Annotated in this window: 22 protein-coding genes; 13 read left to right on the top strand and 9 right to left on the bottom strand. The window is 68.6% G+C overall.

Going from position 1 to position 24,083, the window contains the following annotated elements; translation table 11 throughout:
* Positions 1–18: 18 nt before the first annotated feature.
* Positions 19–684 (bottom strand): DedA family protein, encoded by a 666-nt coding sequence (locus J4573_RS24860; protein ID WP_208258237.1) that lies wholly within the window; start codon positions 682–684, stop codon positions 19–21.
* A gap of 125 nt (positions 685–809) precedes the next feature.
* On the opposite strand from J4573_RS24860, the gene J4573_RS24855 reads away from it, so the two are divergent.
* Positions 810–1,730, top strand: a complete 921-nt coding sequence (locus J4573_RS24855) for a glutathione S-transferase family protein (protein WP_208258236.1) — start codon at positions 810–812, stop codon at positions 1,728–1,730.
* Here the strand turns inward: J4573_RS24855 and J4573_RS24850 are convergent.
* Positions 1,717–2,739: a serine/threonine-protein kinase gene (locus J4573_RS24850; RefSeq protein ID WP_208258235.1), complete on the bottom strand. Its 1,023-nt coding sequence runs from the start codon at positions 2,737–2,739 to the stop codon at positions 1,717–1,719. The two genes, J4573_RS24855 and J4573_RS24850, sit on opposite strands and share 14 nt — an antisense overlap.
* A 127-nt stretch (positions 2,740–2,866) precedes the next feature.
* On the opposite strand from J4573_RS24850, the gene J4573_RS24845 reads away from it, so the two are divergent.
* The 5 genes from J4573_RS24845 to J4573_RS24825 all read left to right on the top strand — a co-directional run bounded on the left by J4573_RS24845 (position 2,867) and on the right by J4573_RS24825 (position 9,515).
* Entirely contained in the window at positions 2,867–3,535 is a 669-nt protein-coding gene (locus J4573_RS24845) for an AIM24 family protein (RefSeq protein WP_208258234.1), read from the top strand.
* Positions 3,536–3,880: 345 nt separating this feature from the next.
* A complete protein-coding gene (locus J4573_RS24840; protein WP_208258233.1) occupies positions 3,881–7,603 on the top strand; it encodes a multifunctional oxoglutarate decarboxylase/oxoglutarate dehydrogenase thiamine pyrophosphate-binding subunit/dihydrolipoyllysine-residue succinyltransferase subunit in 3,723 nt (1,240 codons plus the stop codon).
* A 95-nt stretch (positions 7,604–7,698) separates the two neighbouring features.
* Positions 7,699–7,875: a DUF6104 family protein gene (locus J4573_RS24835; protein ID WP_208258232.1), complete on the top strand. Its 177-nt coding sequence runs from the start codon at positions 7,699–7,701 to the stop codon at positions 7,873–7,875.
* 82 nt (positions 7,876–7,957) lie between these two features.
* Positions 7,958–8,791 (top strand): DUF4097 family beta strand repeat-containing protein, encoded by an 834-nt coding sequence (locus J4573_RS24830; RefSeq protein WP_243773523.1) that lies wholly within the window; start codon positions 7,958–7,960, stop codon positions 8,789–8,791.
* Position 8,792: 1 nt separating this feature from the next.
* Positions 8,793–9,515 carry a PadR family transcriptional regulator gene (locus J4573_RS24825; protein WP_208258231.1) on the top strand — a complete coding sequence of 241 codons (723 nt, stop codon included), beginning with the start codon at positions 8,793–8,795 and terminating at the stop codon, positions 9,513–9,515.
* On the opposite strand, the gene J4573_RS24820 is transcribed toward J4573_RS24825, so the two are convergent.
* The gene (locus J4573_RS24820) at positions 9,505–10,473 is read right to left on the bottom strand and encodes a zinc-binding dehydrogenase (protein ID WP_208258230.1); all 969 of its coding nucleotides are present in this window, start codon (positions 10,471–10,473) and stop codon (positions 9,505–9,507) included. The genes J4573_RS24825 and J4573_RS24820 overlap by 11 nt on opposite strands.
* A gap of 254 nt (positions 10,474–10,727) precedes the next feature.
* Between J4573_RS24820 and J4573_RS24815 the strand changes: the two genes are divergently transcribed.
* Together J4573_RS24815 and J4573_RS24810 are read left to right on the top strand one after the other, a co-directional pair.
* A complete protein-coding gene (locus J4573_RS24815; protein WP_208258229.1) occupies positions 10,728–11,030 on the top strand; it encodes a hypothetical protein in 303 nt (100 codons plus the stop codon).
* Positions 11,031–11,087: 57 nt separating this feature from the next.
* Positions 11,088–11,384, top strand: coding sequence for a hypothetical protein (locus tag J4573_RS24810; RefSeq protein WP_208258228.1), 297 nt, complete (start codon positions 11,088–11,090; stop codon positions 11,382–11,384).
* Between the two features lie 64 nt (positions 11,385–11,448).
* Here the strand turns inward: J4573_RS24810 and J4573_RS24805 are convergent, their stop codons facing one another.
* The 3 genes from J4573_RS24805 to J4573_RS24795 are packed head-to-tail and all read right to left on the bottom strand — an operon-like array spanning position 11,449 to position 14,127.
* Positions 11,449–12,249 carry an amino acid ABC transporter ATP-binding protein gene (locus tag J4573_RS24805; RefSeq protein WP_279575573.1) on the bottom strand — a complete coding sequence of 267 codons (801 nt, stop codon included), beginning with the start codon at positions 12,247–12,249 and terminating at the stop codon, positions 11,449–11,451.
* Positions 12,249–13,211 (bottom strand): amino acid ABC transporter permease, encoded by a 963-nt coding sequence (locus J4573_RS24800; RefSeq protein WP_208258227.1) that lies wholly within the window; start codon positions 13,209–13,211, stop codon positions 12,249–12,251. Before J4573_RS24800 ends, J4573_RS24805 begins: the two co-directional genes overlap by 1 nt.
* Positions 13,212–13,215: 4 nt before the next feature.
* On the bottom strand, positions 13,216–14,127 hold the full coding sequence (locus J4573_RS24795; protein WP_208258226.1) for an ABC transporter substrate-binding protein: 912 nt from the start codon (positions 14,125–14,127) through the stop codon (positions 13,216–13,218).
* A 352-nt stretch (positions 14,128–14,479) separates the two neighbouring features.
* On the opposite strand from J4573_RS24795, the gene J4573_RS24790 reads away from it, so the two are divergent.
* Together J4573_RS24790 and J4573_RS24785 are read left to right on the top strand one after the other, a co-directional pair.
* Entirely contained in the window at positions 14,480–15,670 is a 1,191-nt protein-coding gene (locus J4573_RS24790; protein WP_307796855.1) for an NAD(P)-dependent malic enzyme, read from the top strand.
* 296 nt (positions 15,671–15,966) lie between these two features.
* Entirely contained in the window at positions 15,967–16,548 is a 582-nt protein-coding gene (locus J4573_RS24785; protein ID WP_208258225.1) for a CGNR zinc finger domain-containing protein, read from the top strand.
* A gap of 72 nt (positions 16,549–16,620) precedes the next feature.
* Here J4573_RS24785 and sodX read toward each other — a convergent pair whose 3' ends face one another.
* Entirely contained in the window at positions 16,621–16,977 is a 357-nt protein-coding gene (gene sodX, locus J4573_RS24780; protein WP_208258224.1) for a nickel-type superoxide dismutase maturation protease, read from the bottom strand.
* Positions 16,978–17,171: 194 nt separating this feature from the next.
* On the opposite strand from sodX, the gene sodN reads away from it, so the two are divergent.
* The 3 genes from sodN (at position 17,172) to J4573_RS24765 (ending at position 19,670) form a co-directional block, all read left to right on the top strand.
* The gene (gene sodN, locus J4573_RS24775; RefSeq protein WP_307796854.1) at positions 17,172–17,573 is read left to right on the top strand and encodes a superoxide dismutase, Ni; all 402 of its coding nucleotides are present in this window, start codon (positions 17,172–17,174) and stop codon (positions 17,571–17,573) included.
* A gap of 184 nt (positions 17,574–17,757) precedes the next feature.
* Positions 17,758–19,170 (top strand): M1 family metallopeptidase, encoded by a 1,413-nt coding sequence (locus tag J4573_RS24770; RefSeq protein WP_208258222.1) that lies wholly within the window; start codon positions 17,758–17,760, stop codon positions 19,168–19,170.
* Between the two features lie 56 nt (positions 19,171–19,226).
* Entirely contained in the window at positions 19,227–19,670 is a 444-nt protein-coding gene (locus tag J4573_RS24765) for a GNAT family N-acetyltransferase (RefSeq protein ID WP_208258221.1), read from the top strand.
* 72 nt (positions 19,671–19,742) lie between these two features.
* Here the strand turns inward: J4573_RS24765 and J4573_RS24760 are convergent, their stop codons facing one another.
* Positions 19,743–20,999, bottom strand: coding sequence for an enolase C-terminal domain-like protein (locus J4573_RS24760; protein ID WP_208258220.1), 1,257 nt, complete (start codon positions 20,997–20,999; stop codon positions 19,743–19,745).
* Positions 21,000–24,038, bottom strand: a complete 3,039-nt coding sequence (locus J4573_RS24755; RefSeq protein ID WP_208258219.1) for a glycoside hydrolase family 38 N-terminal domain-containing protein — start codon at positions 24,036–24,038, stop codon at positions 21,000–21,002.
* Positions 24,039–24,083: the final 45 nt, after the last annotated feature.

Here is a 24,083-nt window from a genome sequence, read left to right as displayed (position 1 = left end):
GCCGACTTTCTCCGGCTATCAGGAGCCGGTGAGCTCGGGGGCCTCCGCCGACTCGTCGGCGACGTCCTCGTCCTCGGCGTGCTCGCGGCGGTGCTTGCGCACGCTCCACACGATCACCGCGACCACGATGACCACGGCGACCGCGATCGTGAGGCCCCGGCTGGCCTCCTTGGCGAAGCGCTCGAACGCCTCGCCGGCGAAGAAGCCGCCGAGCGTGAACGTCACGACCCAGACCACGCCGCCGATGAAGTTGAAGAGCAGGAACTTCGGATACGGCATCTTCGAGCTGCCGACCAGCGCGGGCATCAGGGCCCGCAGCAGGGCGGTGAAGCGGCCGATGAAGACGGCCAGCGGCCCGCGGCGCCGGATCAGGTCCTGGGCCTTGGCGACCTTGGATTTGTGCTTGCGCATGGCCTTGGTGCCGAGCAGCCGTGGCCCGTACTTGCGCCCGATCTCATAACCGACCGAGTCGCCGACCACCGCCGCGACCAGCGCGATGATCAGAAGCAGCGTGAGCGAGAGCTTGTTCTGGCTGGCCAGGATGCCGCCCACGATGATCGCCGTCTCGCCCGGGAAGACGAACCCGAAGAACAGCGCCGCCTCGGCGAACACCAGGAACGCGATGAGCAGATAGATCAGCGCCGGCGGCAGTCCGTCCGTCAGGGCGTTGAAATTCTCCAGCATCGGTCCCCCGCCGCCCACTCCATGGGCTTATTCGCTTCGCTTCTGGCGTTTATCGTAGCCACGGGGACGGCGTGCCCGGATCCCCCGCGAGAACGATGATGCGGACCATCCCAGGAGGGATGCGGATGACCACCCGCGAGATGACCGACGGCCGCTTCGTCCGCCAGGCCAACCGCTTCACCGACAAGATCACCGCCGACGGCTCCAGCGGTTATCCCGCCGAGTCCGGCCGCTACCGCCTGATCGTCTCCTACGCCTGCCCGTGGGCGCACCGCACGATGATCGTCCGGTCCCTGCTCGGGCTGAAGGAGGTCATCAACCTCGCGGTGGTCGACCCGATCCGGGACGAGAAGGGCTGGCGCTTCCCCGACCGCGACCCGGTGACCGGCGCGAGCTTCGTGTCCGAGCTCTACCTGGCCTCCGACCCCGAATACCAGGGCCGCTACACGGTCCCGTGCGTCTGGGACACCCGGACGAGGCGGCTGGTGACCAACGACTTCCCGTTCATCACCACGATGATGGAGACCGAGTTCACCGACTACCTGCCGACCGGGGCTCCCGACCTCTACCCGGTCGAGCTCCGTCCCGAGATCGACGGGCTGAACGAGCTGATCTACGCCACCGTCAACAACGGCGTCTACCGGGCGGGCTTCGCCACCTCCCAGGGCGCCTATGACGAGGCCGTCGAGGCGCTCTTCGCCACGTTCGACCGGCTGGAGGAACGGCTGGCCGGGCGCCGCTACCTGTTCGGCGACGCGGTGACCGAGTCCGACGTACGGCTCTACCCGACGCTCGCCCGCTTCGACGCGGTCTACAACGGCCACTTCAAGTGCAACGTGCGGCGGCTGACCGACTACCCCAACCTCTGGGGTTACGCGCGCGACCTCTTCTCCATACCGGCGTTCGGCGACACCACGGACTTCGACCAGATCAAGCGTCACTACTACATCACTCAGCGCAACGTGAACCCGTCCGGGGTGGTGCCCAAGGGGCCGCTCATCGACTGGAGCGAGCCTCAGGACCGTGCGGCGCTCACTTCTGGCTGAGCAGAACGAACAGGGACCCCAGCAACAGCAGCACCATGCCGCCGTAGGCCATCAGGCCGCCCATCCGCCAGGAGAGCTCGCTCTCCTTATCTCTTACGGGCGCATCTTCTACGGGTGCCGTTTCTTCCACGGCCATGGGCAGATCGGCCCGGGTGCTGTCGATGGCCCGGGGTGAGGCCACCGACAGCAGTCCCGGGAGGGGGTCGTTGCTCACGGCCAGAAGGACGGCCTCGGCGACCCCGGCCTCCATGCGCTGCTGTGGGTCCCTGCGCAGGAGGCCTTCCAATACGGGGCGAAGTTCGTTGTCGGGGAAGGTGAGCTCCTCGTTCATCACGGCGCCGAAGATCGTCACCGGGTCCGTCCGGTGGAACGGCGCGCGGCCGGTCAGCGCCGCGTAGAGGGTGGCGCCGAGGGCCCACAGGTCCGAGGCGGGCTGGGCTCGTTCGCCCCGGATGCGTTCGGGGGCGATGTAGGCCGGGGAGCCCAGAACGGCGCCGGTCTGGGTAAGAGAGGCGTCCCCCTCGATCACCGCGATGCCGAAATCGGTGAGAACGGCCCTGTCCCCCGCCCCCAGGAGGACGTTGGCGGGCTTGACGTCCCGGTGCAGGATCCCCGCGCGGTGAGCGGCGCCGAGGGCGGCGAGCACCTGGCGGCCTATCCGGGCCACCCGCGCGGGCGGCAACGGCCCGTCCCTATTGATCACTTGCTGGAGCGAACGGGCCCGTACGAGCTCCATGACCACCCACGGCCGGCCGTCCTCCTCCACCACGTCGAAGACCGTCACCACGCCCGGATGGTTGAGCCGCGCGGCCGAACGGGCCTCCCTGACAGCCCTCTGACACAGGACCTGGCACTCGAATTCCCCCAGGCCAGGGGGCATGCGGATCTCCTTGACAGCGACCTCGCGGTCCAGGACCTCGTCCCGGGCCTGCCAGACCACCCCCATGCCGCCGCTGCCCACGATTTCCAGCAGCCGGTAGCGTCCGGCGACCACGGGCTCGGTGCTCATCACATAGGGGGTTCGTCCTGGGAGGCCGGGTGGATTGCCGGAGCCGGACGAAAGTTCAAGACTGGGTACATCCCGCCGTTATGCTGGCGAATTCCATCAGACCAGTCATGCGAAAGGCCCCTCGGCGATGCGCAGTTCGTTCTTTGGCAACATGGAGCAGGGACAGCTCCCCGGACACTTCACCCTCCAGAACTCCAAGATGCTCAGGGTGCACCTGAACGGAGACGCCCTCGCCCGCCAGGGCTCGATGGTCGCCTTCCAGGGGCAGATGGAGTTCGACTACGAAGGCTCCGGCGGTATCGGCAAGTTCATCAAGAAGGCCGTCACCGGCGAGGGCGTCCCGCTCATGCGGGTCAAGGGTCAGGGCCTGCTGTTCCTGGCCAACGACGCCGACGACATCCACCTCTTCTACCTGGAGAACGAGGGGCTCACGGTCAACGGGTCCAACATCCTGGCCTACGACTCCCAGCTCACCTCCGACATCCAGCGGGTCCAGGGCGCGGGCATCGCGGCCGGCGGCCTGTTCAACACCACACTGCAGGGCACCGGCTGGGTGGCGCTCACCACACACGGCACCCCGGTGATGCTGGACTGCGGCCGCGCCCCGACGTTCGCCGACGGCCAGTCCGCCGTGGCGTGGAGCACCAGCCTCCAGGTCGGCGTGAACCGCACCTTCAAGGCCGGCGCGCTGATCGGCCGTGGCAGCGGCGAGGCCATGCAGCTGGCCTACCAGGGCCAGGGCTTCGTGCTCGTCCAGGCCAGCGAGGGCCCGACCGTCGCCCCCCACACCCACTGATTTTTGGCTTTCACGGCCTCGGCCCACTCGCCTGGCGGCTCGCGAGCCGAACCGCAAAAGCGGCGGGCGCGACATCGCTTCGCGATCTGATCTGCGGGCCCCGGCCTTCGGCTTCGGGCCCGCAGATCAGGTAGCGCGCCCGCGTGGGCGGCTCAGGTCCGATCTAGCTATGGGGGCATGGGCCGATCTTGCCAAATCCGACCATGGGGATTAGGCAAGATCGGCTGGTTTCGGGCGATGGCGGGTGGTGAAGGCACGGCGCTTGCATATGTGACATCGAAGTGCGAGTAGCCTTGACTCGTCTCAGAACTCACCTGCGAGCTGCGGAAGAGGGCGATCTCCGCCGTGTCGACAGAGTCGTCGCATACAAGTGCCGACCCCAAGCACACAGATTTCGGCGCCAACGAGTGGCTGGTCGACGAGCTGTACCAGAAGTACCTCGAAGACCCCAACTCCGTTGACGAAGCCTGGTGGAATTTCTTCGCGGACTACCAGCCGGACTCCCGGCCGGCCGCGACCCCCACCCCGGGCGTACAGACCGCCAACGGCACGGCCGCTCCGCCGACAGCCCCGCCGACAGCCACCGCTCCACCCGCCAAGGCCCCCTCCACGGCGCCTCCGGCGGGCAAGCCCGCCGCCAAGGCCGCGGCCCCCGCCGCGCCGGCCGCCAAGAAGCCCGCCCCGACCCCGGTGCCCGCGGGCGCCGAAGAGGTCCGGATGCGCGGCGTCCAGGCCCGTACGGCCGCCAACATGGAGGCCAGCCTCACGGTCCCGACCGCGACCAGCGTGCGCGCCGTGCCGGCCAAGCTGTTGATCGACAACCGCATTGTGATCAACAACCACCTGAAGCGCGGCCGCGGCGGCAAGGTCTCGTTCACCCACCTCATCGGCTATGCGATCGTCAAGGCGCTCGCCGCGATGCCGGAGATGAACGCCGCCTACACCGAGGTCGACGGCAAGCCGGTGCTGGTGAAGCCCGAGCACGTCAACTTCGGCCTGGCGATCGACCTGCAGAAGGACGACGGCACCCGCCAGCTGGTGGTGCCGAGCATCAAGGCCGCCGACACCCTCGACTTCCGCCAGTTCTGGGCGGCCTACGAGGAGATCGTCCGCAAGGCCCGCAACAACAAGCTGACGATCGAGGACTACCAGGGCACCACGATCAGCCTGACCAACCCGGGCACGATCGGCACGGTGCACTCGGTGCCGCGCCTGATGCCGGGCCAGGGCACGATCATCGGCGTCGGCGCCATGGAGTACCCGGCCGAGTTCGCCGGTGCGTCCTCCGACACGCTGTCCCGCATGGGGATCAGCAAGGTCATGACGCTGACCTCCACCTATGACCACCGCATCATCCAGGGCGCCCAGTCGGGCGACTTCCTGCGCCGGGTGCACCAGCTGCTGCTGGGCGCCGACGGCTTCTATGACGACCTTTTTGAAGCGCTGCGCATCCCGTACGAGCCGGTGCGCTGGGTCCAGGACATCTCGGCGACGCACGAGGACGACGTCGCCAAGGTCGCCCGGGTGCACGAGCTGATCCACGCCTACCGGGTCCGCGGCCATCTGATGGCCGACACCGACCCGCTGGAGTACAAGCAGCGCCGCCATCCCGACCTGGACATCCTGAAGCACGGCCTCACCCTGTGGGACCTGGAGCGCGAGTTCGCGACCGGCGGGTTCGGCGGCAAGCCGACCATGAAGCTGCGCGACATCCTCGGCGTGCTCCGGATGGCCTACTGCCGTACGGTCGGCATCGAGTACATGCACATGCAGGACCCCGAGGAGCGCGCCTGGATCCAGGAGCGCGTCGAGGTCCCGCACGAGAAGCCCTCGCGCGACGAGCAGCTGCACGTGCTGCGCCGGCTGAACAGCGCCGAGGCCTTCGAGACGTTCCTGCAGACCAAGTTCGTCGGCCAGAAGCGGTTCTCGCTCGAGGGCGGCGAGTCGGTGATCCCGCTGCTCGACTCGGTGATCTCCGCGGCCGCGACCGAGCACCTGGACGAGGTCGTCATCGGCATGGCCCACCGCGGCCGGCTGAACGTGCTCGCCAACATCGTCGGCAAGTCCTACGGCCAGATCTTCGGCGAGTTCGAGGGCAACCTCGACCCGCGCAGCGCCCAGGGCTCCGGCGACGTGAAGTACCACCTGGGCGCCGAGGGCGACTTCGTGGCGCCCGACGGCTCCAAGATCCACACCTCGCTGGTCGCCAACCCCTCCCACCTGGAGACGGTCGACCCGGTGCTGGAGGGCGTCGTCCGCGCCAAGCAGGACATCCTGGACGTCGGCGAGGCGGGCTTCACCGTGCTGCCGGTCCTGATCCACGGCGACGCCGCGTTCGCCGGCCAGGGCGTCGTGGCCGAGACGCTGAACCTGTCGCAGCTGCGCGGCTACCGCACCGGCGGCACCGTGCACGTGATCATCAACAACCAGGTGGGCTTCACCACGGCCCCCGAGTACTCGCGCTCCTCGGTGTACGCCACCGACGTGGCGCGGATGATCCAGGCGCCGATCTTCCACGTGAACGGCGACGACCCCGAGGCCTGCGCCCGGGTCGCGCTGCTGGCCTTCGAGTACCGCCAGACGTTCAAGAAGGACGTCGTCGTCGACATGGTCTGCTACCGGCGCCGGGGCCACAACGAGGGCGAGAACCCCTCGTTCACCCAGCCGCTGATGTACGACCTGATCGACGCCAAGCGCTCGGTGCGCAAGCTCTACACCGAGGCGCTGATCGGCCGCGGCGACATCACCGTCGAGGAGGCCGAGGCGGCGCTGCGCGACTACCAGGAGCAACTGGAGCGCGCGTTCACCGAGACCCGTGAGGCCGTCAAGAAGCCGGCCGAGCCGGGCTCGGTGGTGAAGCCGGACGTCGAGGAGCGCATCCCGATCGACCACGGCTCGGCGGGCACCGCGATCTCCCAGGAGGTCGTGAAGCGGATCATCGAGACGCAGGTGACGCTGCCCGAGGGCTTCACCGTCCACCCGCGGCTCCAGCCGATCCTGCAGCGCCGCGTGCAGTCGGTCGAGGACGACGCGCTGGACTGGGCGACCGGCGAGATGCTGGCGATGGGCTCGCTGCTGATCGACGGCCACCCGGTCCGCCTGGTCGGCCAGGATACCCGCCGCGGCACGTTCGGCCAGCGCCACGCGGTGCTGGTGGACCGCAAGACCGGCGAGGAGTACACCCCGCTGCGCCAGTTCGGGCAGGGCATCTCCAAGTTCTACGCGCACGACTCGCTGCTCAGCGAGTACGCGGCGATGGGCTTCGAGTACGGCTACTCGATGACCCGGCCCGACGCGCTGGTCGCCTGGGAGGCCCAGTTCGGCGACTTCGCCAACGGCGCCCAGTCGATCGTCGACGAGTACATCTCGTCCGGCGAGCAGAAGTGGGGCCAGCGTTCGGGTGTCGTGCTGCTGCTGCCGCACGGCTACGAGGGTCAGGGGCCCGACCACTCCTCGGCGCGCATCGAGCGTTACCTGCAGCTGTGCGCCCAGGACAACATGACCGTGGTCTACCCGACCACCCCGGCCAACTACTTCCACCTGCTGCGCTGGCAGGTGCTGGCCGAGCGCAACAAGCCGCTGGTCGTGTTCACGCCCAAGTCGCTGCTGCGGCTGAAGGCGGCGACCTCGTCGGTCGAGCAGATCACCGCCGGCGCGTTCCAGCCGGTCATCCCCGAGGTCGACCCGGCGATCCAGCCGTCGTCGGTCAAGCGGGTGCTGCTCACCACCGGCAAGATCTACTACGACGTGATCAACGCCCGGAAGGCCGCCGGCGTGACCGACACGGCCGTGGTCCGGGTCGAGCGGCTCTACCCGCCGCCCGTCGAGGAGATCAAGGCCGAGCTGGCCAAGTACCCGGATGACGCCGAGATCGTCTACGTCCAGGACGAGCCGGCCAACATGGGCGCGTGGCCGTTCTTCGCGCTCAAGCTGCCGCAGCACCTGGAGGGCAGGCAGCTGGCGCGGGTCTCCCGCCCGGCGTCGGCCTCCCCGGCCATCGGCTCGGCCAAGCTGCACGCGGCCGAGCAGGAAGCCCTGCTGGGCCGGCTGTTCGACGAGAAGAAGTAAGCGCGAGAGCAAGGGCGTTCAGCCCGTTCCGGGGGCCTCGGCGCGCAGGTGGCGCGCCGGGGCCCTCGGCATATCACCTGAGAGAGATCACGAGAATGTACTTCACCGACCGGGGGATCGAGGAGCTGGTCGAGCGCCGCGGCGGCGAGGAGGTCAGCCTGTCGTGGCTGGCCGACCGGCTGCGCGAGTTCGTCGACCTGAACCCCGAGTTCGAGACGCCCGTGGAACGGCTGGCCACCTGGCTCGCCCGGCTGGACGACGACGAGGACTGACCCCGGGGGCAAACGCGATACATCTTGACTTTCGGTGAACGCGACATATCGTGTTTACTGAACGGTGGAGCGGACGGAAGGCATGCCCATGTCGCGGTGGACGATCGACGAACCGACCTCGCTGGACTTCGACGGCGTGGTGGCGCTCAAGGCCACGCTGATCTCGGGCAGCATCTCGGTACTGGCCTCCGACGAGAAGCCGTCGGTGCACATCGACTCGGTCGACGGCCCGCCCCTGGTCATCACGCACGAGGCGGGCATGCTCACCATCAGCCATGAGCGGATGTGGGAGGGCGTGCTGAGCTGGCTGCGCCAGCAGCGCTGCCGGGCCACCGTCACCGTGACCGTGCCGCGCGACTGCCCGGTCAGCATCAACCTCGTGTCGGCCGACGGCATGATCACCGGCCTGCACTCGCGTACCTCGATCAAGAGCGCCGCCGGGACCGTCACCCTGGACGGCGTGACCGGCGCCATCGACGCCAACACCGTCTCCGGCGCGATCGAGGCTCAAGGCCTGGACGGCAAGGTGTCCTTCACCTCGGTCTCCGGCGACCTGTCGCTGGCGGGCGGGGCGGTCGAGTCGCTGGCCGCCCGGACGGTGAGCGGCCGCATCGCCGCCGACGTCGACCTGAACCCCGACAGCCGCATCGACGTCAACACCGTGTCGGGCGAGGTGGTCCTGCGCGTTCCGGACTGGATCTCGGCGGGGGTCTCGCTGACCTCGGCCGCCGGCCGGATCGACACCTCGTTCGAGGGACTGGACCGGCAGGAACGCCCGTTCGGCCGGAACATCGCCGGGCAGCTGGGGGACGGCACCGGCCGCCTCTCGGTCAACTCGGTGTCGGGCCGCGTCACCGTCCTCGGACGCCCCTCGGACGACGCCCCCGCGATCAGCACACCCGAAATGGAGAAGTGAGTTGAGCCCCGTCTTCGGCCATGGCCGCCTCCGGCTGTACCTGCTCAAGCTCCTCGAGGAGAGCCCGCGGCACGGCTATGAGGTCATCCGGCTCCTTCAGGACCGGTTCCTCGGGGTCTACTCGCCCTCACCCGGCACGATCTACCCGCGTCTCGCCCGGCTGGAGTCCGAGGGCCTGGTCAGCCACGAGCTGATCAAGGGCAAGAAGGTCTACTCGCTGACCGACAAGGGCCGCGACGAGCTCGAACGCCGGATGGACGAGCTGGCCGAGCTCGAGGAGGAGATCTCCGCCTCGGCCCAGGAGTTCGCCCGCGAGGTCCAGCAGGACGTCCGCCAGACCGTGCGCAGCCTCCGCGAGGAGCTGACCGCCGCCGCCCGCGACATGCGCGACCAGGGCAAGACCACCTCCAAGCAGGCCTGGCGGGACGCCACCGACCGCCAGAAGGAGGAGTGGCGCCGCCAGAAGGACTACTGGCGCGAGCAGAAGCAGGCCTGGAAGGAAGAGTGGCGGCAGAACTGGGAGGACGCCTGGCGCACCGCGACCGGCTCCCAGGACGACCTGGCCCGCCTCAAGCTGGAGCGCCTGCTCGGGGGGTTCGTCGAGGACGTCCGTTCGGCCGTCAAGGACTCCAGCCTGAACGACGACGACCTCGCCGCCGTCCAGGCCGTGCTGGAGGAGACCCGCGACCGCCTGCGCGGCGAGGTCTTCCGCGCTAAGGAGTAAAGACGATCTTTCCGAAGATCTCGCCCTCGTGCATCGCGGCGAACCCCTCGTCCGCCCGCGCCAGCGGCAGCACCCGGTCGATCTTCGGCCGCACGCCCGTCTTGACCAGGAACTTCGCCAGCCGCGCCAGCTGCTCCCGCGTCCCCATCGTGGACCCGACGACCGACAGCTGCAGGAAGAACACCCGGTTGAGCTCCGCCGGCGGCACCTGACCGCTCGTCGCGCCCGACACCACGATCCGCCCTCCGGGCCGCAGCGACTTCAGCGAGTGCGACCACGTCGCCTCGCCCACGGTCTCCATGACGGCGTCCACCCGCTCGGGAAGCCGAGCCCCCGGCTCGAAGACCCCATCGGCGCCCAGTTCCAAGGCCCGCTTCCGCTTGGCCTCACTCCGCCCGGTCACGTACATGCGATACCCCGCCGCCGACCCCAGCGCAATCAGAGCAGTGGAAACACCCCCACCCGCCCCCTGCACCAGCACGCTCGACCCCGGCTGCAGCCCCGCCTTGTCGAAGAGCATCCGATAGGCGGTCAGCCAGGCCGTAGGCAGGCAGGCCGCCTCCTCAAAGGACAGCTCCGCCGGCTTGGGCACCAGATTCCGCTTCGGCACCGCCACCTTCTCGGCGAACGTCCCGTCATAGGACTCCGACAGCAGCGACCGCTTCGGGTCGAGCGTCTCGTCCCCTCCCCCACGATCCGGGTCGCCGATCACCGAGTGCACGATGACCTCGTTCCCGTCCTCGTCGACCCCGGCCGCGTCGCACCCCAGAACGATCGGCAGCCGCTCCTCCCGCAGCCCGACCCCCTTGAGCGACCAGAGATCGTGATGGTTGAGGGCGGTCGCCTTGACCGTGACCAGCGCCCACCCCTCGGGCACCTCAGGATCGGGCCGCTCCCCGAGCGTCAGCCCGTTCAGGGGATTGTCTCCATCGAACCGCGAAGCCGTGACAGCGAACATGCGCCCCACCTTAGGCCGCGGCCCCGGACGACGAGCGGCCCACCCACGGCTGAACACGGGGCCGGGGACATCACGCCAGGACTCCACGTCCTGAACGACTCAAAGCCGGAGCAAATTGAACAAATGGGACCTTCTGCTTGAATCTTCATATTTCGTGTGATCTACCCCACCTTGACTCCGCATTGGACCTCCGAGAAGATCTCTCCACCCAATCACGGGGAGAACCAATCCATTGGGACCAGCTGGAGTGTTGAATGCACTTGCGCCGAATCACCGCGCTGGGAGCGGCAACCGTTCTGTCCCTCGCCACCGCGACGGCACTTTCCACTCAACCGGCGTCCGCCGATCCCGGATTCTGTGGCGTCCGCGCCTTTGGACCGAAGGGAAGCGGCGCAAAGTGGATCTACGCGGTCCGGAACAAGTGCTCCAAGACGCACAGCTTCCGCATCGTTCTCTCGGCCGCGGGAAAGCAGGTCTGCAAGCCGATCAGCCCGAACGACTGGGAGGCCTGGTCGCTGATCACGCTCGACAAGAACTGGTGGGTCGAGGCCTGCTAGCACCCGGGCACCGTTCTCACCGCGGCAGCACAGACAGCGAGAGAAAGGCGTGATCGAATGACCAGGGCTCGAATCGCAACGCTCGGAGCAGCCGCCATGGTCGCCTTCGCGGGCGCGTCCGTTCCGATCCAGTCGGCGTCGGCCGACCCAGGCTTCTGCGGCGTTCGTTCCTTCGGACCGAAATACGGAGAGAACGACTACATCTACGCCGTCCGCAACAAGTGCTCGAAGAAGCACAGCTTTCGAGTGAATCTGGACGGCTGGAAGCTGAACTGCAAGACGATCGATCCGGGTGAGACCGACGCGTGGGCGTCCGTCCGATACACCACCAACTGGCGGGTCGAGGCCTGCTGATCACCGGCGAATGCCGAACGGCCCGTACACCTTTCCTTCGGTGTACGGGCCGTTCGGCTTCGACTCAAAGGACCTTGGAGAGGAAGTCCTGGGTGCGGGGGTGCTGGGGGTTGGTCAGCACCTCGCGGGGGGCGCCCTTCTCCACGATGACGCCGCCGTCCATGAAGACCAGGGAGTCGCCCACCTCGCGGGCGAAGCCGATCTCGTGGGTGACGACGACCATCGTCATGCCGTCCAGGGCGAGCTGCTTCATGACGTCCAGGACGTCGCCGACCAGCTCGGGGTCGAGCGCCGAGGTCGGCTCGTCGAAGAGCATCAACGCGGGCTCCATGGCGAGCGCCCGGGCGATCGCCACGCGCTGCTGCTGGCCGCCCGAGAGCTGGGACGGGTAGCTGTCGACCTTGTCGGCGAGGCCGACGCGGTCGAGCAGTTGCCTGCCCTTCTCGCGGGCCTCCTGGCGGGGAACCTTCTTGACCCCGACGGGCGCCTCCATGATGTTCTGCAGGGCCGTCTTGTGCGGGAAGAGGTTGAAGCGCTGGAAGACCATGCCGATCTCCCGGCGCTGGGCCGACACCTCACGGTCGCGGAGCTCGTAGAGCTTGTCGCCCTTCTGCTTGTAGCCGACGAGGTGGCCGTTCACCCAGAGGCGACCGGCGTTGATCTTCTCCAGGTGGTTGATGCAGCGCAGGAACGTCGACTTGCCGGAGCCGGACGGGCCGATCATGCACATGACCTCGCGCGGCTTGACCTCGAGGTCGATGCCCTTGAGCACCTCCAGACGGCCGAACTGCTTGTGCACCTGCTCGGCCTTGACCATCAGGCCGTCACTCGCGCCGCCGGTGTCCTTGGACAAGGGAACGCTCATCATGCACCTCCGCTGCCGCTGCCGAAGCCGAGGGCTCGCAGGCCCCTGCGTTTCTCTCCGGTGACGGCCGTGCCGCGCGCGAAGTGGCGCTCGATGAAGAACTGCCCGACCAGCAGAACACTCGTCAGGCCCGCGTACCAGAGGCATGCGGCCACGAGCATCGGGAACGGGAGGAACATCCGGGTGCCGACCGCCTGAAGACGGAAGAACAGCTCGTTGGTCACCGGGACGAATGCGACGAGCGCCGTGTCCTTGAGCATGGCGATGGTCTCATTGCCCGTCGGCGGGATGATCACCCGCATGGCCTGCGGCAGCAGGATCCTGCGCATGAGCCGCGTCTGGGACATGCCCAGGGCCTGAGCGGCCTCACGCTGGCCCGGGTCGACCGACAGGATGCCGGCCCGGACGATCTCGGCCATGTAGGCGGCCTCCGACAGCGCCAGCGCGAGCAGGCCGGCCATCAGCCCGCTCAGCAGGGTCGCGGCCTTGACGCTGAAGATCGTGGTGTTGAGGTCGATGCCCAGCAGGTCCCCGACCTGCTGCTCGAACGGGAACCCCAGCGTGTACTTCTTGTAGAGGATTCCCATGTTGCCGAACAGGATCGCCAGCACCAGCCGGGGCACCGCGCGGAAGAACCACGTGTAGAGCCACGAGACCGTGCTGAGGATGGGGTTGCTCGACAGCCGCATCACCGCGAGCACGATGCCCAGCAGGATGCCGATGATCATCGACGCGATGGTCAGGAAGACCGTGGTCCGCACACCCTCGATCACGTTCGGCCGGAACGCGTTGTCGACGATGATGTCCCAGTGGAAGTTCTTGTTCGTGACCAGCATGTGCACGAACATCGCCGTGAGCACGGCGAGGACGGCGACGGCGAGCCAGCGGCCGGGGTGCCGGACGGGCACGGCCTTGATCGCCTCAGGCCGCGCCCGCTCCGGTTCGTTGGTGGTATCCGTCATGGCGTCAGGGGTTGATGACCGACTTCTCGATGAAGCCGGACTTCAGTGCCCACTTGTCGGCGATCTGCTTGATCGTCCCGTCGGCGATCAGTGCCTGGACGGCGCCCTGGACGGCCTCGGCCAGCTGGGTCTGCTTCTTGTCGACCACGATGCCGTAGTTGAACGGGTCGTAGGCCTCGCCGAGGGTCTCGAGCTGGCCGTTGGTCTTCTTGACCGCGTACTGCACGACGGGGGCGTCGGCGAGCATCGCCTGGTCCTTGCCGGTGGCGACCGAGGTGGTGGCCTGGCCCTGGTCCTGGTACGGGTCGACGGTGATCCCGGGCTTGCTCGCGGACTTGCAGGCCTTCTGGCGCTTCGGAACGTCCTCGTCCGACTGCGTCGTGTCCTTCTGGACGGCGACCTTCTTGCCACAGGCGTTGTTGATGTCGATCTTGTCCGGGTTGCCCGACTTCACCAGCCACTGGGTGGCGCCCTGGAAGTAGCTGATCATGTTGACCTGCTTCTTCCGGTCCGGGTTGATGGTGAACGAGGAGATCGCGGCCTCGGTCTTCCCGGAGGTGACACCCGGGATGACCGCGGCGAAGGGCGCCGGGGTGAAGGTGGCCTTCAGCCCGAGCTTGCCCGCCACCGCCGAGATCACGTCGGCGTCGAAGCCGATCACGGTCTTGTTGTCGGTGTCGAGGAACTCCATCGGCGCGTACGTGGCGTCGGTGCCCACCGAGAGGTTGCCGTCGGACTTGACGTCGGCGGGGACCTTGGCGGCCAGCGCCTGGTCGGCTCCGGTCTTCGGAGTGACCTTCGTCGTCGGCTGCGCCGACTCGTCCTTCTTCTCGCCACAGGCCGACAGCGCGAGGGCGCCCGTCAGCACGAGCGCGCTCGCCGTCACGGCACGACGGCGCAGAGAACCGGTGTTCACAGGTCCCCCTCCAGGTTGGTTCGCCGGATCAGGAGATCCGATGGTCAGGTGCACATTTTGGCCTACACCTGGAGTGATCTGGATTAAGGGTCCGAAACAATCGGACAACAAGCCTGCTCAGCGGCCGTGCGGCGCGTCACGGAAGGTTACCCTAAGTTATAGTTCGGTGGCGTCACGTCACGTGAGTGATGGCCGCCACCTCACGACTCCAGCGGAATTCGAGGACGGGTGTGGCACAATCGGGCAACGGGTGACCCCCGTACGTCGCGAGATGTCCACGAGGTGACTGGCCACCAGACCAACATCACCGCGGCGGCATCGCCCGAATCCGCTTTCACTGACAGGGGTCGCTGTGGCTGCTGAGCCCATTCCCACCGAAACGTTCTCCTACGACGACGATCCGGCCTTCCCGCTGCACCGCGGCGGCAAGCTCGAGATGCGCTCGACCATCCCGGTGCGCAACAAGGACGATCTGTCCCTGGCCTACACCCCGGGTGTGGCGCGGGTCTGCACCGCCATCGCCGACCACCCCGAGCTCGCCTACGACTACACCTGGACCTCCAAGGTGGTCGCCGTCGTGACCGACGGCACCGCCGTGCTGGGCCTGGGCGACATCGGCCCGGCCGCCTCCATGCCGGTCATGGAGGGCAAGTCGCTGCTGTTCAAGGAGTTCGCCGGGGTGGACTCGGTGCCGATCGCGCTGAGCACCACCGACGTCGACGAGATCGTCAACACGGTGATCGCGATGGCGCCCAGCTTCGGCGGCATCAACCTCGAGGACATCAGCGCCCCGCGCTGCTTCGAGATCGAGGACCGGCTCCGCGCGGCGCTGGACATCCCGGTCTTCCACGACGACCAGCACGGCACCGCGATCGTGGCGCTCGCCGCGCTGACCAACGCCGCCCGCCTGATCGGCAAGCCGCTGTCGGAGCTGCGCGCGGTCGTCGCCGGCGCGGGCGCCTCGGGCATCGCGGTCTCGCAGATCCTGATCGAGGCCGGCATCGGCGACATCGCGCTGTCGGACAGCAAGGGCCTGATCTACGACGGCCGCGACGGGCTGAACCCGGTCAAGCAGCGGATCGCCGGGATCACCAACCGGTCGCACCTCAAGGGCTCCACCGAGGAGGCACTGAACGGCGCCGACGTGTTCATCGGCCTGTCGGGCAGCACCGTTCACGAGTCCTGCGTCGCCACGATGAACCAGGACGCGATCGTGTTCGCGCTGTCCAACCCGACGCCCGAGGTGCACCCCGACGTCGCGCGCCGGCACGCCCGGGTGGTCGCGACCGGCCGCAGCGACTTCCCCAACCAGATCAACAACGTGCTGGCGTTCCCCGGCATCTTCAAGGGCGCGCTGGACGTGCGCTCGCACTCGATCACCGAGGGCATGAAGCTGGCGGCGGCCCGCGCGATCGCCGACATCGTGGGCGACGACCTGTCCCCCGACTACGTGATCCCGAGCCCGTTCGACGAGCGCGTCGCGCCCGCCGTGACGGCCGCGGTGGCCGAGCAGGCCCGCCTGGACGGGGTCAGCCGGATCTAGCCCGGACGAACGACGATCTCCTGTCTTCATCACGGCCCGTGACCCGGACTGCGGTCACGGGCCGCGATCGTTCCAGCTCCGGTGCACGATCGGCCACCCAGCGTGATGACCTTGAAACATCCGCCGCGATCGCCGGACTCCGAGCAAATTGTCGGCTATGGACCGTGCCGACAGCACAATATTTCATATTCGGCCGACACGACTTCTGCTCGCCTCTCCCCCGAAGGTGTAATACTCGACATAGGGGAATGACCCTTACGATTCGCACGATCAGGTCGACTCCATCTGGAGCGCACGTGGACCTCGCCTCTTATGCAGACCTGGCGATCGAACTCGTCAACACGCAGAACCCGCCGGACGACACTCTGCGTGATCTCGAAGGGTTGCACGCCCTTCTGGAGATCCGGCCGCACCTGGGCGGCCGGACCACGCACCGTGACCTCGACGGCATGCGCGAGCTGCGCGCGGAGCTGCGCGCCATCTTCCTGTCCGCGAGCCGCGGCGACGAGGACGGCGCCATCGACCGGCTCAACTCGTTGCTGATCCAGCATCCGGTCCATCCGCAGATGTCGGGCCACGAGGGCTCGCGCTGGCACCTGCACCTGAACGAGGGCGGCTCGATCCCCGACCGGTACGCCGCCTGGGCCGCGATGGGCCTCGCCGTCAAGATCAGCGACCACGGCCTGAACCGGCTCGGCATCTGCCGCGCCGACGGCTGTACCCGGGTGTTCTTCGACACCACGACGAACCGGTCCCGCCGCTACTGCTCCGACCGCTGCGCCGGCCGCCCGAGCGTCGCCGCCGCCCAGCACCCCCCGAGACCAGAGGCTGCGTTTTCACTACCCCGGCCTACGGCCTCGCCTGGCGGCTCGGCCTGACCGGGCTCAGGCAAACGCGACATCGCTTCGCGATCTGAGCCGGGGAGCTCGCCTCCGGCGTTACTCCCCGGCTCAGGTAGCGCGTTTGCGCGGTGGCCAAGGTCGTCGCGAAACACTCCCTAGCCTGGTCGGCGGCCAGTAGCGCAGGGCGACGCGACCGACGATCAGGCCGTCGGGGACGGCGCCCCAGTCCCAGCTGTCCTGGCGGCCGGGCGCCTTCTGGTTGTCGCTCTCCAGCCACCAGCCCTCGCCCTCGCGATGGCGGGCGCGCTTGACGGTGAGGACGTCCGCCTCGTACGGGTGCCGCGCGACCACCACGTCCCCCGCCGCGACGTGCCGTCCGAGCCGTACGAGCAGCCAGTCGCCGGGTTTCAGCGTGGGCAGCATCGACTCGCCGGTCACGGCGACGGCCCGCCATGGCAAACGCATCTTTACCCCCTGCATAGGACGGCCGTTGGCGGATACGACAGACAGGAGACGGGCATTCCAGGCATGCCTCCGGCTGATCCCACGGGATCGGGACCTAGGCCCAAATACCGAGCGCCCTGCCCGTACCCGGCCGGAGCCACAAGAGTAATGTCGATGCCCTGAGCATGATCCGTAACGAGGGAAGGGAAACGCAGGTGCTCGTCAACCTTCTGCGTCCGAAGACCACGGTCTCCGCCCACTGCGACCTGCCGTGCGGCGTCTACGACCCGGCACAGGCCCGGATCGAGGCCGAGTCGGTCAAGGCGATCTGCGAGAAGTACGCCGCCAATGAGGACCCGGAGTTCCGGGCGCGTGCGATCGTCATCAAGGAGCAGCGCTCCGAGCTGGTCAAGCACCACCTCTGGGTGCTCTGGACCGACTACTTCAAGCCGCCGCACTTCGAGAAGTACCCGCAGCTGCACCAGCTGTTCAACGAGGCCACCAAGCTCGCCGGTGCCGGCGGCACCAAGGGCAGCCTCGAGGTCAAGGTCGCCGACGACCTCCTCGGCAAGATCGCGGAGATCGACAAGATCTTCTGGGAGACCAAGAAGGCCTGAGGCCTTCACCAGCGCAGCCCGCGGGGGCCGTCCGAGCACATCGGACGGCCCCCGCGGCGTGTCCCGAGCCGCATTGGTCCTCGCCACATGTCCACCATCGGTAACGCGCGAAACACCAAAAACTACTGACAACCCGGGCATCACGTGATCTTCTATGGCAGGTCAGACATAGAAGGGATGATTCATGCCCCCCAGCATCAGATCCGCCGCGGCCGTCTTCACGGCCGGCGCCTGCGTGCTCGCGGCCGCGGTTCCCGCCGCGAACGCCGACGCGCGCCCGCGCTTCACCCCGGGTGCTCCGGGCGGCGGTGACGCCTACTACCCGATGGAGGGGAACGGCGGATACGACGTCGGTCACTACGACCTGGCGCTGAACTACAACCCGAAGGCCAACACCCTTCGCGCGACCGCGCACATCACCGCGCGCGCGACCAAGGACCTCTCGCGCTTCGACCTGGACCTGAAGCAGCTCAAGGTCAGCAGCGTCAAGGTGAACGGCAAGAAGGCCCGCTACTCCCGCAAGGGCCAGGAGCTGGTCGTCACGCCGGGCAAGGGCCTGCGCAAGGGCTCCAGGTTCAACGTCACGGTGGTGTACGGCGGCACGCCGAAGCCCATCTCGCGCCCCGACATCGGCACGTTCGGCTGGATCAAGACGCCGGACGGCGCGTACGTGGTCAGTGAGCCGGACGCCGCGTCGACGTGGTTCCCGAGCAACGACCACCCGCAGGACAAGGCGACCTACACCTACCGGGTCACCGTTCCCAAGGGCACGCAGGTGCTGTCGAACGGCGAGCCCGGCGGGTCGCGCACCAAGGCCGGCAAGACCACCTGGATCTGGAACCAGCGGTCGCCCATGGCCAGCTACCTGGCGATGCTCGCGATCGGCAAGTACCAGGTGAAGCGCGGCCGTACCGCCAGCGGCGTGCCGGTCATCACCGGCGTGGCTCCGAACCGGGCGAGCGAGCTCAACACGATCCACAAGGGCACGATCGACGCCATCAACTGGGAGGAGAAGGTCTTCGGCAAGTACCCCTTCGCCTCCACCGGCGGTATCCGGGTCGGCGTGGACGTGGCGTTCTCCCTGGAGACCCAGAGCCGGCCGATCTACGGCTTCCAGCCCGACCAGGGCACGATCGTGCACGAGCTGGCCCACCAGTGGTTCGGCGACAGCGTGAGCGTGCGGCGCTGGAAGGACATCTGGCTGAACGAGGGCTTCGCCACCTACGCCGAGTGGCTGTGGGAGGAGCAGCACGGCGGCGCGACCGCCAAGCAGACCTTCGACAAGCTCTACGCCGAGCCGGAGAGCTGGAAGTACTACAAGGACCTGTGGACGGCGCGCAAGACCGGCAACCCCGGCGCCGACCAGATGTTCACGATCACCCCGTACTACCGCGGCGGCATGACGCTGCAGGCGTTGCGGGAGCGGATCGGCGACAAGGCGTTCTTCGCCCTTCTGAAGGCCTGGACCAAGGCCCACAAGAACGGCAACGTCTCGACCGCGCAGTTCGTGGCGCTCGCCGAGAAGATCTCGCAGAAGCAGCTCGACGGGCTGTTCAACGCTTGGCTCTACACCAAGACCAAGCCCACCAAGTGGTAGGACTCCGGTAGGACTCGGGTCATAACCGCACTTCAGGGGTCGTTAGGCTGGAACGCATGATCCGGCCTGCGACCCCTGACGACGTTCCGACCATCTACCGCCTCGTGCACGAGCTCGCGGACTACGAGCGCGCGCCCGACGAGGTGAAGGCCACCGAGGACGACTTCCGGAACGCCCTGTTCGGCCCCGAGCCGAAGACGTTCGCCCACGTGGCCGTGCACGAGGGCGAGGTCGTGGGCTTCGCGCTGTGGTTCCTCAGCTTCTCGACCTGGCTGGGCAGGCACGGCATCTACCTCGAGGACCTGTTCGTCAGTCCCGACGTGCGCGGCAACGGCTACGGCAAGCAGCTCCTCGCCGAGCTGGCCCGGATCGCCAAGGAACGTGGATACGGCCGCGTCGAGTGGTCGGTGCTCAACTGGAACACCCCCGCCATCGGCTTCTACAAGTCCCTCGGCGCCCGTCCCCAAGACGAGTGGACCGTCTACCGCCTCACCCCATAAATACGCCGATCTTGCTCTCAGCGCCCTCCCTCCGCCCGAATGAGGGCGCTGAGAGCAAGATCGGCGTGTTGGTCAGATCGCGGTGAGGGCGGTGGCGGGGTCGGCCCAGCGCTCGTTGGGGACCAGGGGGTACCAGCCGGGCCGTCCCGGGTCGCGGTCGTAGGCGTAGCCGCCCAGCTCCTTGTAGAGCTCCGCGTACTCGGCGACTTTGGCACGGTCCAGCGTGACGCCGAGACCGGGGCCGGTGGGCACCTGGATTCGGCCGTCGACGTAGCGGAACGGGCCGCCCTCGATGACGTCGCCCGCCAGGTGGTGATAGTGCGCGTCGGCGGAGTAGGTCAGGTTGGGGAGGACGGCGCCGAGGTGCAGCATGGTCGCGAGCTGGATGCCCAGCTCGCCCGACGAGTGCACCGACACCCCGATCTGGAACGTGTCGCAGATCCCGGCCGCCTTGATGCACGGCCGGATGCCGCCCCAGAACGTGGTGTCCAGCAGCACGACGTCCACGCTGCGGTGCAGGACATTGGTGGCGAGCTGCTCGAAGTTGACCACGACGGTGTTGGTGGCCAGCGGCGTGTCGATCTTCTCGCGGACCTGCCGCAGGCCCTCCAGTCCCCACACCGGGTCTTCGAGGTAGTCGTTGTTGAGGTCCTCGATCGCCTTCCCGAACCGCAGGCCCTCGTCCATGCTGAGCACCGCGTTCGGGTCGTAGCGCAGCCGGTCCTCCGGCATCGCCGCGGCCAGCGCCCGGTAGCACTCCAGCTCGTAGGCGGGCGGGAAGACGCCGCCCTTCAGCTTGTGGACCGTGAAGCCGTGCCGCTTCTTCAGGTCCAGCGCGTGCGCGACGAGCTGGTCGGGCGTGCGCACCTCCGGCGTACCGCCCGAGCCCGAGCCCGTGCCCGTGCCCGCGCCCGGGTAGCGGTAGAACAGGTAGGACGCGAACGGCACGCTCTCCCGGATCCGCCCGCCGAGCAGGTCGTAGGCGGGGACGCCCAGGTGCTTGCCGATCAGGTCGATGCAGGCGAACTCGATGGCCGCGAGCATTTGCGTGCGGTTGTTGTAGAGGCTGGCCGTCGGGTTGGCGATCTTGAAGCGGAGCGCCTCCAGCTCGAACGGGTCGTGCCCCTCCAGATAGGGCGCGAGGGCGCGGAACGCGGCCTCGGCGCTCTCCCCTCCGCCGCCCATCTCGCCGAGCCCGACCAGGCCGTTGTCGGCCTCGACCTCGACGATGGTGCGGACGAAGCGGCCCCAGTGGGCACCGTTGCTGTGCAGCAGCGGGGCCTCCAGGGGCACGGCGACCGTGGTCGCCCTGATGCCGGTGATCTTCATTTACAGGCTCCCCTTCACCGTCACGGAGACGACCCCGCAGGCGGGGAGGCGGACGATCGCGGCGCCGTCGCGTACCGGCGCCTCCTCGACGTCGCGGCCGAGGCCCGAGTCGACCAGCGCCCGGGTCAGCCCGGGAACGGTCAGCGCTGCCTCCACCGGCCCCGAGGCCAGCGACTGGAGCCGTACGACCAGGTCGTCGCCCTCCCGCCCGACCGAGCTGATCTGCACGTCCGCGTCGTCCACGCGCACGAACGACCGGCTCGCGTCGGCGACCTCGGTGCCGGTGGCGAGCGTCGCCACGAAGGCGTCGGTCAGCCCGGCGGCCGTGGCGGCGCCGAGCCGCCGGCCCGACACCCCTCCCCCGGCGGACGCGACGGCGTACCGGAACGTGGTCTCGCCCGACTGCTGGGACGGGAAGTTGGTGTCCCAGATGTTGTTCAGCGCCCACGAGTAGACCGTCGCGGCCTCCTCGTCGATCGTCGGCGGGAACGGCGCGTACGGCATGTGGATCGAGCCGAACTGCACCAGCGGCGCCTCCAGCGTCGCCCACGCCACCGTGAGGTCGGGGTCCTCGAACGCGGCCCAGTGCCTGATCGGCCGCATGTGCTCGGCCGATCCCGGCACGCTCGGCACGTCGGTGCCGCCGACGCCGCCGGTCAGCTCCCACACCGACGGCGGCCCGCCGACCGCGAACGGGAAGGCGAAGAACACCGCCTCCTTCCCGGCGGTCGGCTGTTTGCCGAGCTGGAAGCGCAGATCCAGGCGCGGCACGCCCGCGTAGAGCTCGATGGTGGTGCGCAGCCAGTCCACGCCCTTGCCGTTCAGCTCCACGATGAGCCGCTCCCCGGCAGGGGTGCGTTCACACTTCACCACGGCGGCGTGGCGCCCGATCGCGCGGTCGCCCAGCAGCGTCCTGTCGTGCACGAGCATGTGCCCGGACAGGTGGTTGAAGTGCGGCGCGGTGGCGTAACGGTCGTAGACGTACTGGCCGAACCCGGCCTGCGCGTCGGCGTTCACCAGCTCCCGGCCCGCGACCTTGTCGAACACCGACGAGAGGTGCCCCTCGCGGACGTCGTAGGTCACCCGGTAGAACTCGTTCTCAATGGTCCCGTCGTTGCCGAGGTCGATCGGCTCCGGCGCCGGCCGGTCGGCCGGAACGACGTCGAGGCGCACCTGCCCCAGTCCCGGAACGTCGCGGATCACGACCTCCAGGTGGCGGCCGATCGGGCGGGTCGGCCACTCGTCCGGGTCGACCTCCTCCTCGTGGTGCGGCACGGTCTCGCCCGTACGGGCGTCCACGAGCGCGACCGGGACGTCCACCGCCACCACGTCGCGCGGCAGGAAGGCGCGGACGACGTCGGTACGGTCGGCCGTGCCCGGGTTCACGACGGCGAACGAGGCGAGCGCCTCGGGCGCGGGCCCGACCGTCGCGCCGAACCGCCGCGCGCCCGCCTGGAGCAGGTCCAGGGCGTCGTCGTAGGACTGATAGCCGACCGCGGACTTGCGGGTCCACTGCAGGCCGCCCGAGTCGCCGCCCTCCTCGGCGTCCTCCCAGGGGTTGGCGGCGCCCCAGGTGTGCTCGTCGAACAGCGCGGCCTTGTCGTAGGCGTCGTTCAGCCCCTCGGCCTGCGCTCCGGCCAGCGAGTGCAGCGTCTCGGCGGCGCGCAGCACGTTCTGGGCGCGGCGGACGTAGCCGAGCGGGCGCGCGCCGGAGCCGAGCCCGTCGGCCCACCAGTCGGTCCAGTCGCCCTCGTGCACCTGGAGGGAGTCCAGGTGGTGCTCCTCGACGTGCTCGAAGAAGTCGGCGTTGGTCGCCATCCGGACGCGCGGGTACTCCCATGTCTGGTTCCAGCGGTGCGCGATGTCGGCGGGCATGATCGACGGCCCGGCGTTGTCGGCGTGCGCGCCCTGCACCCGCAGGTGAACGGCGTCCAGTACGTCGGGGGACTTGTCGGCGCCGACCTGACCGGGCGCCGCGTACCAGCCGAAGGTGCCCGGGCCGTAGGGGTAGGGGCGGTCGGCGAGCGAGCTCAGGTAGCGCGGCAGCAGGTCCTCGGCGAGGTCATAGCCGTCGACCAGGCCGACGGTGTTGCCCTCCATGTAGGCCATGCCGTGCGGGGTGTCGGTGAACCACACGATCAGCTCGCGGCCGCTCGGCGCGCGCCAGCGGAACGGGCGGCCCAGCTTGTCGCCGCCGGTGATGTACGGCACGGACCGGCCCGCCCAGTTGTGCGCGGCGGCCAGGTAGCGCACCCCGGCGGCGTTCAGCGCGTCCACGACGCCGACGACCGCGCCCGGGATGTCGGTGTGCATCGCCGAACGGACGTCGATCCCGTAGTTGCTGCGCAGGCCCTCGACGAAGCGGAGCTGCCGGTAGAGCTCCTCGGTCGAGCACGCCTCGGTGTGCAGCTGCATCGGGAACGCGGTGACCTCGATGTTGCCGGCCCTGGTGCGTTCCACGAACTCGGCGACCATGTCGTCGGGCCGCGTCGCCAGCCAGCGCAGCGCGGGCAGCGACGACTCGACCGACCACCGGAAGTGCGCGTCGTCGGGCCTCCCGTCGGTCTCCCGGGAAAGCCGCAGCGCCGCGTCCAGATAGTCAAGGTGATGCCGTAGGACGGTGCCCTGGGTGTCGGTGTAGCCGATGTCCAAATGGGAGTGGTGAACGACGAAGACGTTCCACTTGCGCTGGGGCGTCACGTCGAGCGGCGCGGCGCCGACCAGGCCCGCGTCGTCGCGCACCTCCAGCGTGATCCGCCGGATCTCGTCCACCGCCGGGACCAGCAGGGTCGCGCGGCCGTCGTCGCCCGTGCGCTCCTCGATGTCGCCGAGGCGCAGGGTGAGGCCCGGGGCGGCCTCGATCCGTACGGCCTGCCGAAGCGCCCCCGCCTCGTCCCGCTTGAACAACGGCAGCACCGCCGCGCGCACCGACAGCCCGCGCACGGCCAGGACCTCGACCGAGGTGTCGTGGCGGAGGGCCGCGCGGATCCCGTCGTAGTCCGGCGAGCCGAGGCTCTCCGTCAGGAGCCGACTGGTCATCCTCGTCCTCTCAAATGAAATTCAGGAATTACAGGGGGTCAGAAC

Origin of the sequence: Actinomadura barringtoniae, assembly GCF_017573505.1 — a bacterium.
In the GTDB taxonomy this organism is placed as follows: domain Bacteria; phylum Actinomycetota; class Actinomycetes; order Streptosporangiales; family Streptosporangiaceae; genus Spirillospora; species Spirillospora barringtoniae.
This window is presented reverse-complemented; position numbering and strand designations above follow the sequence as displayed.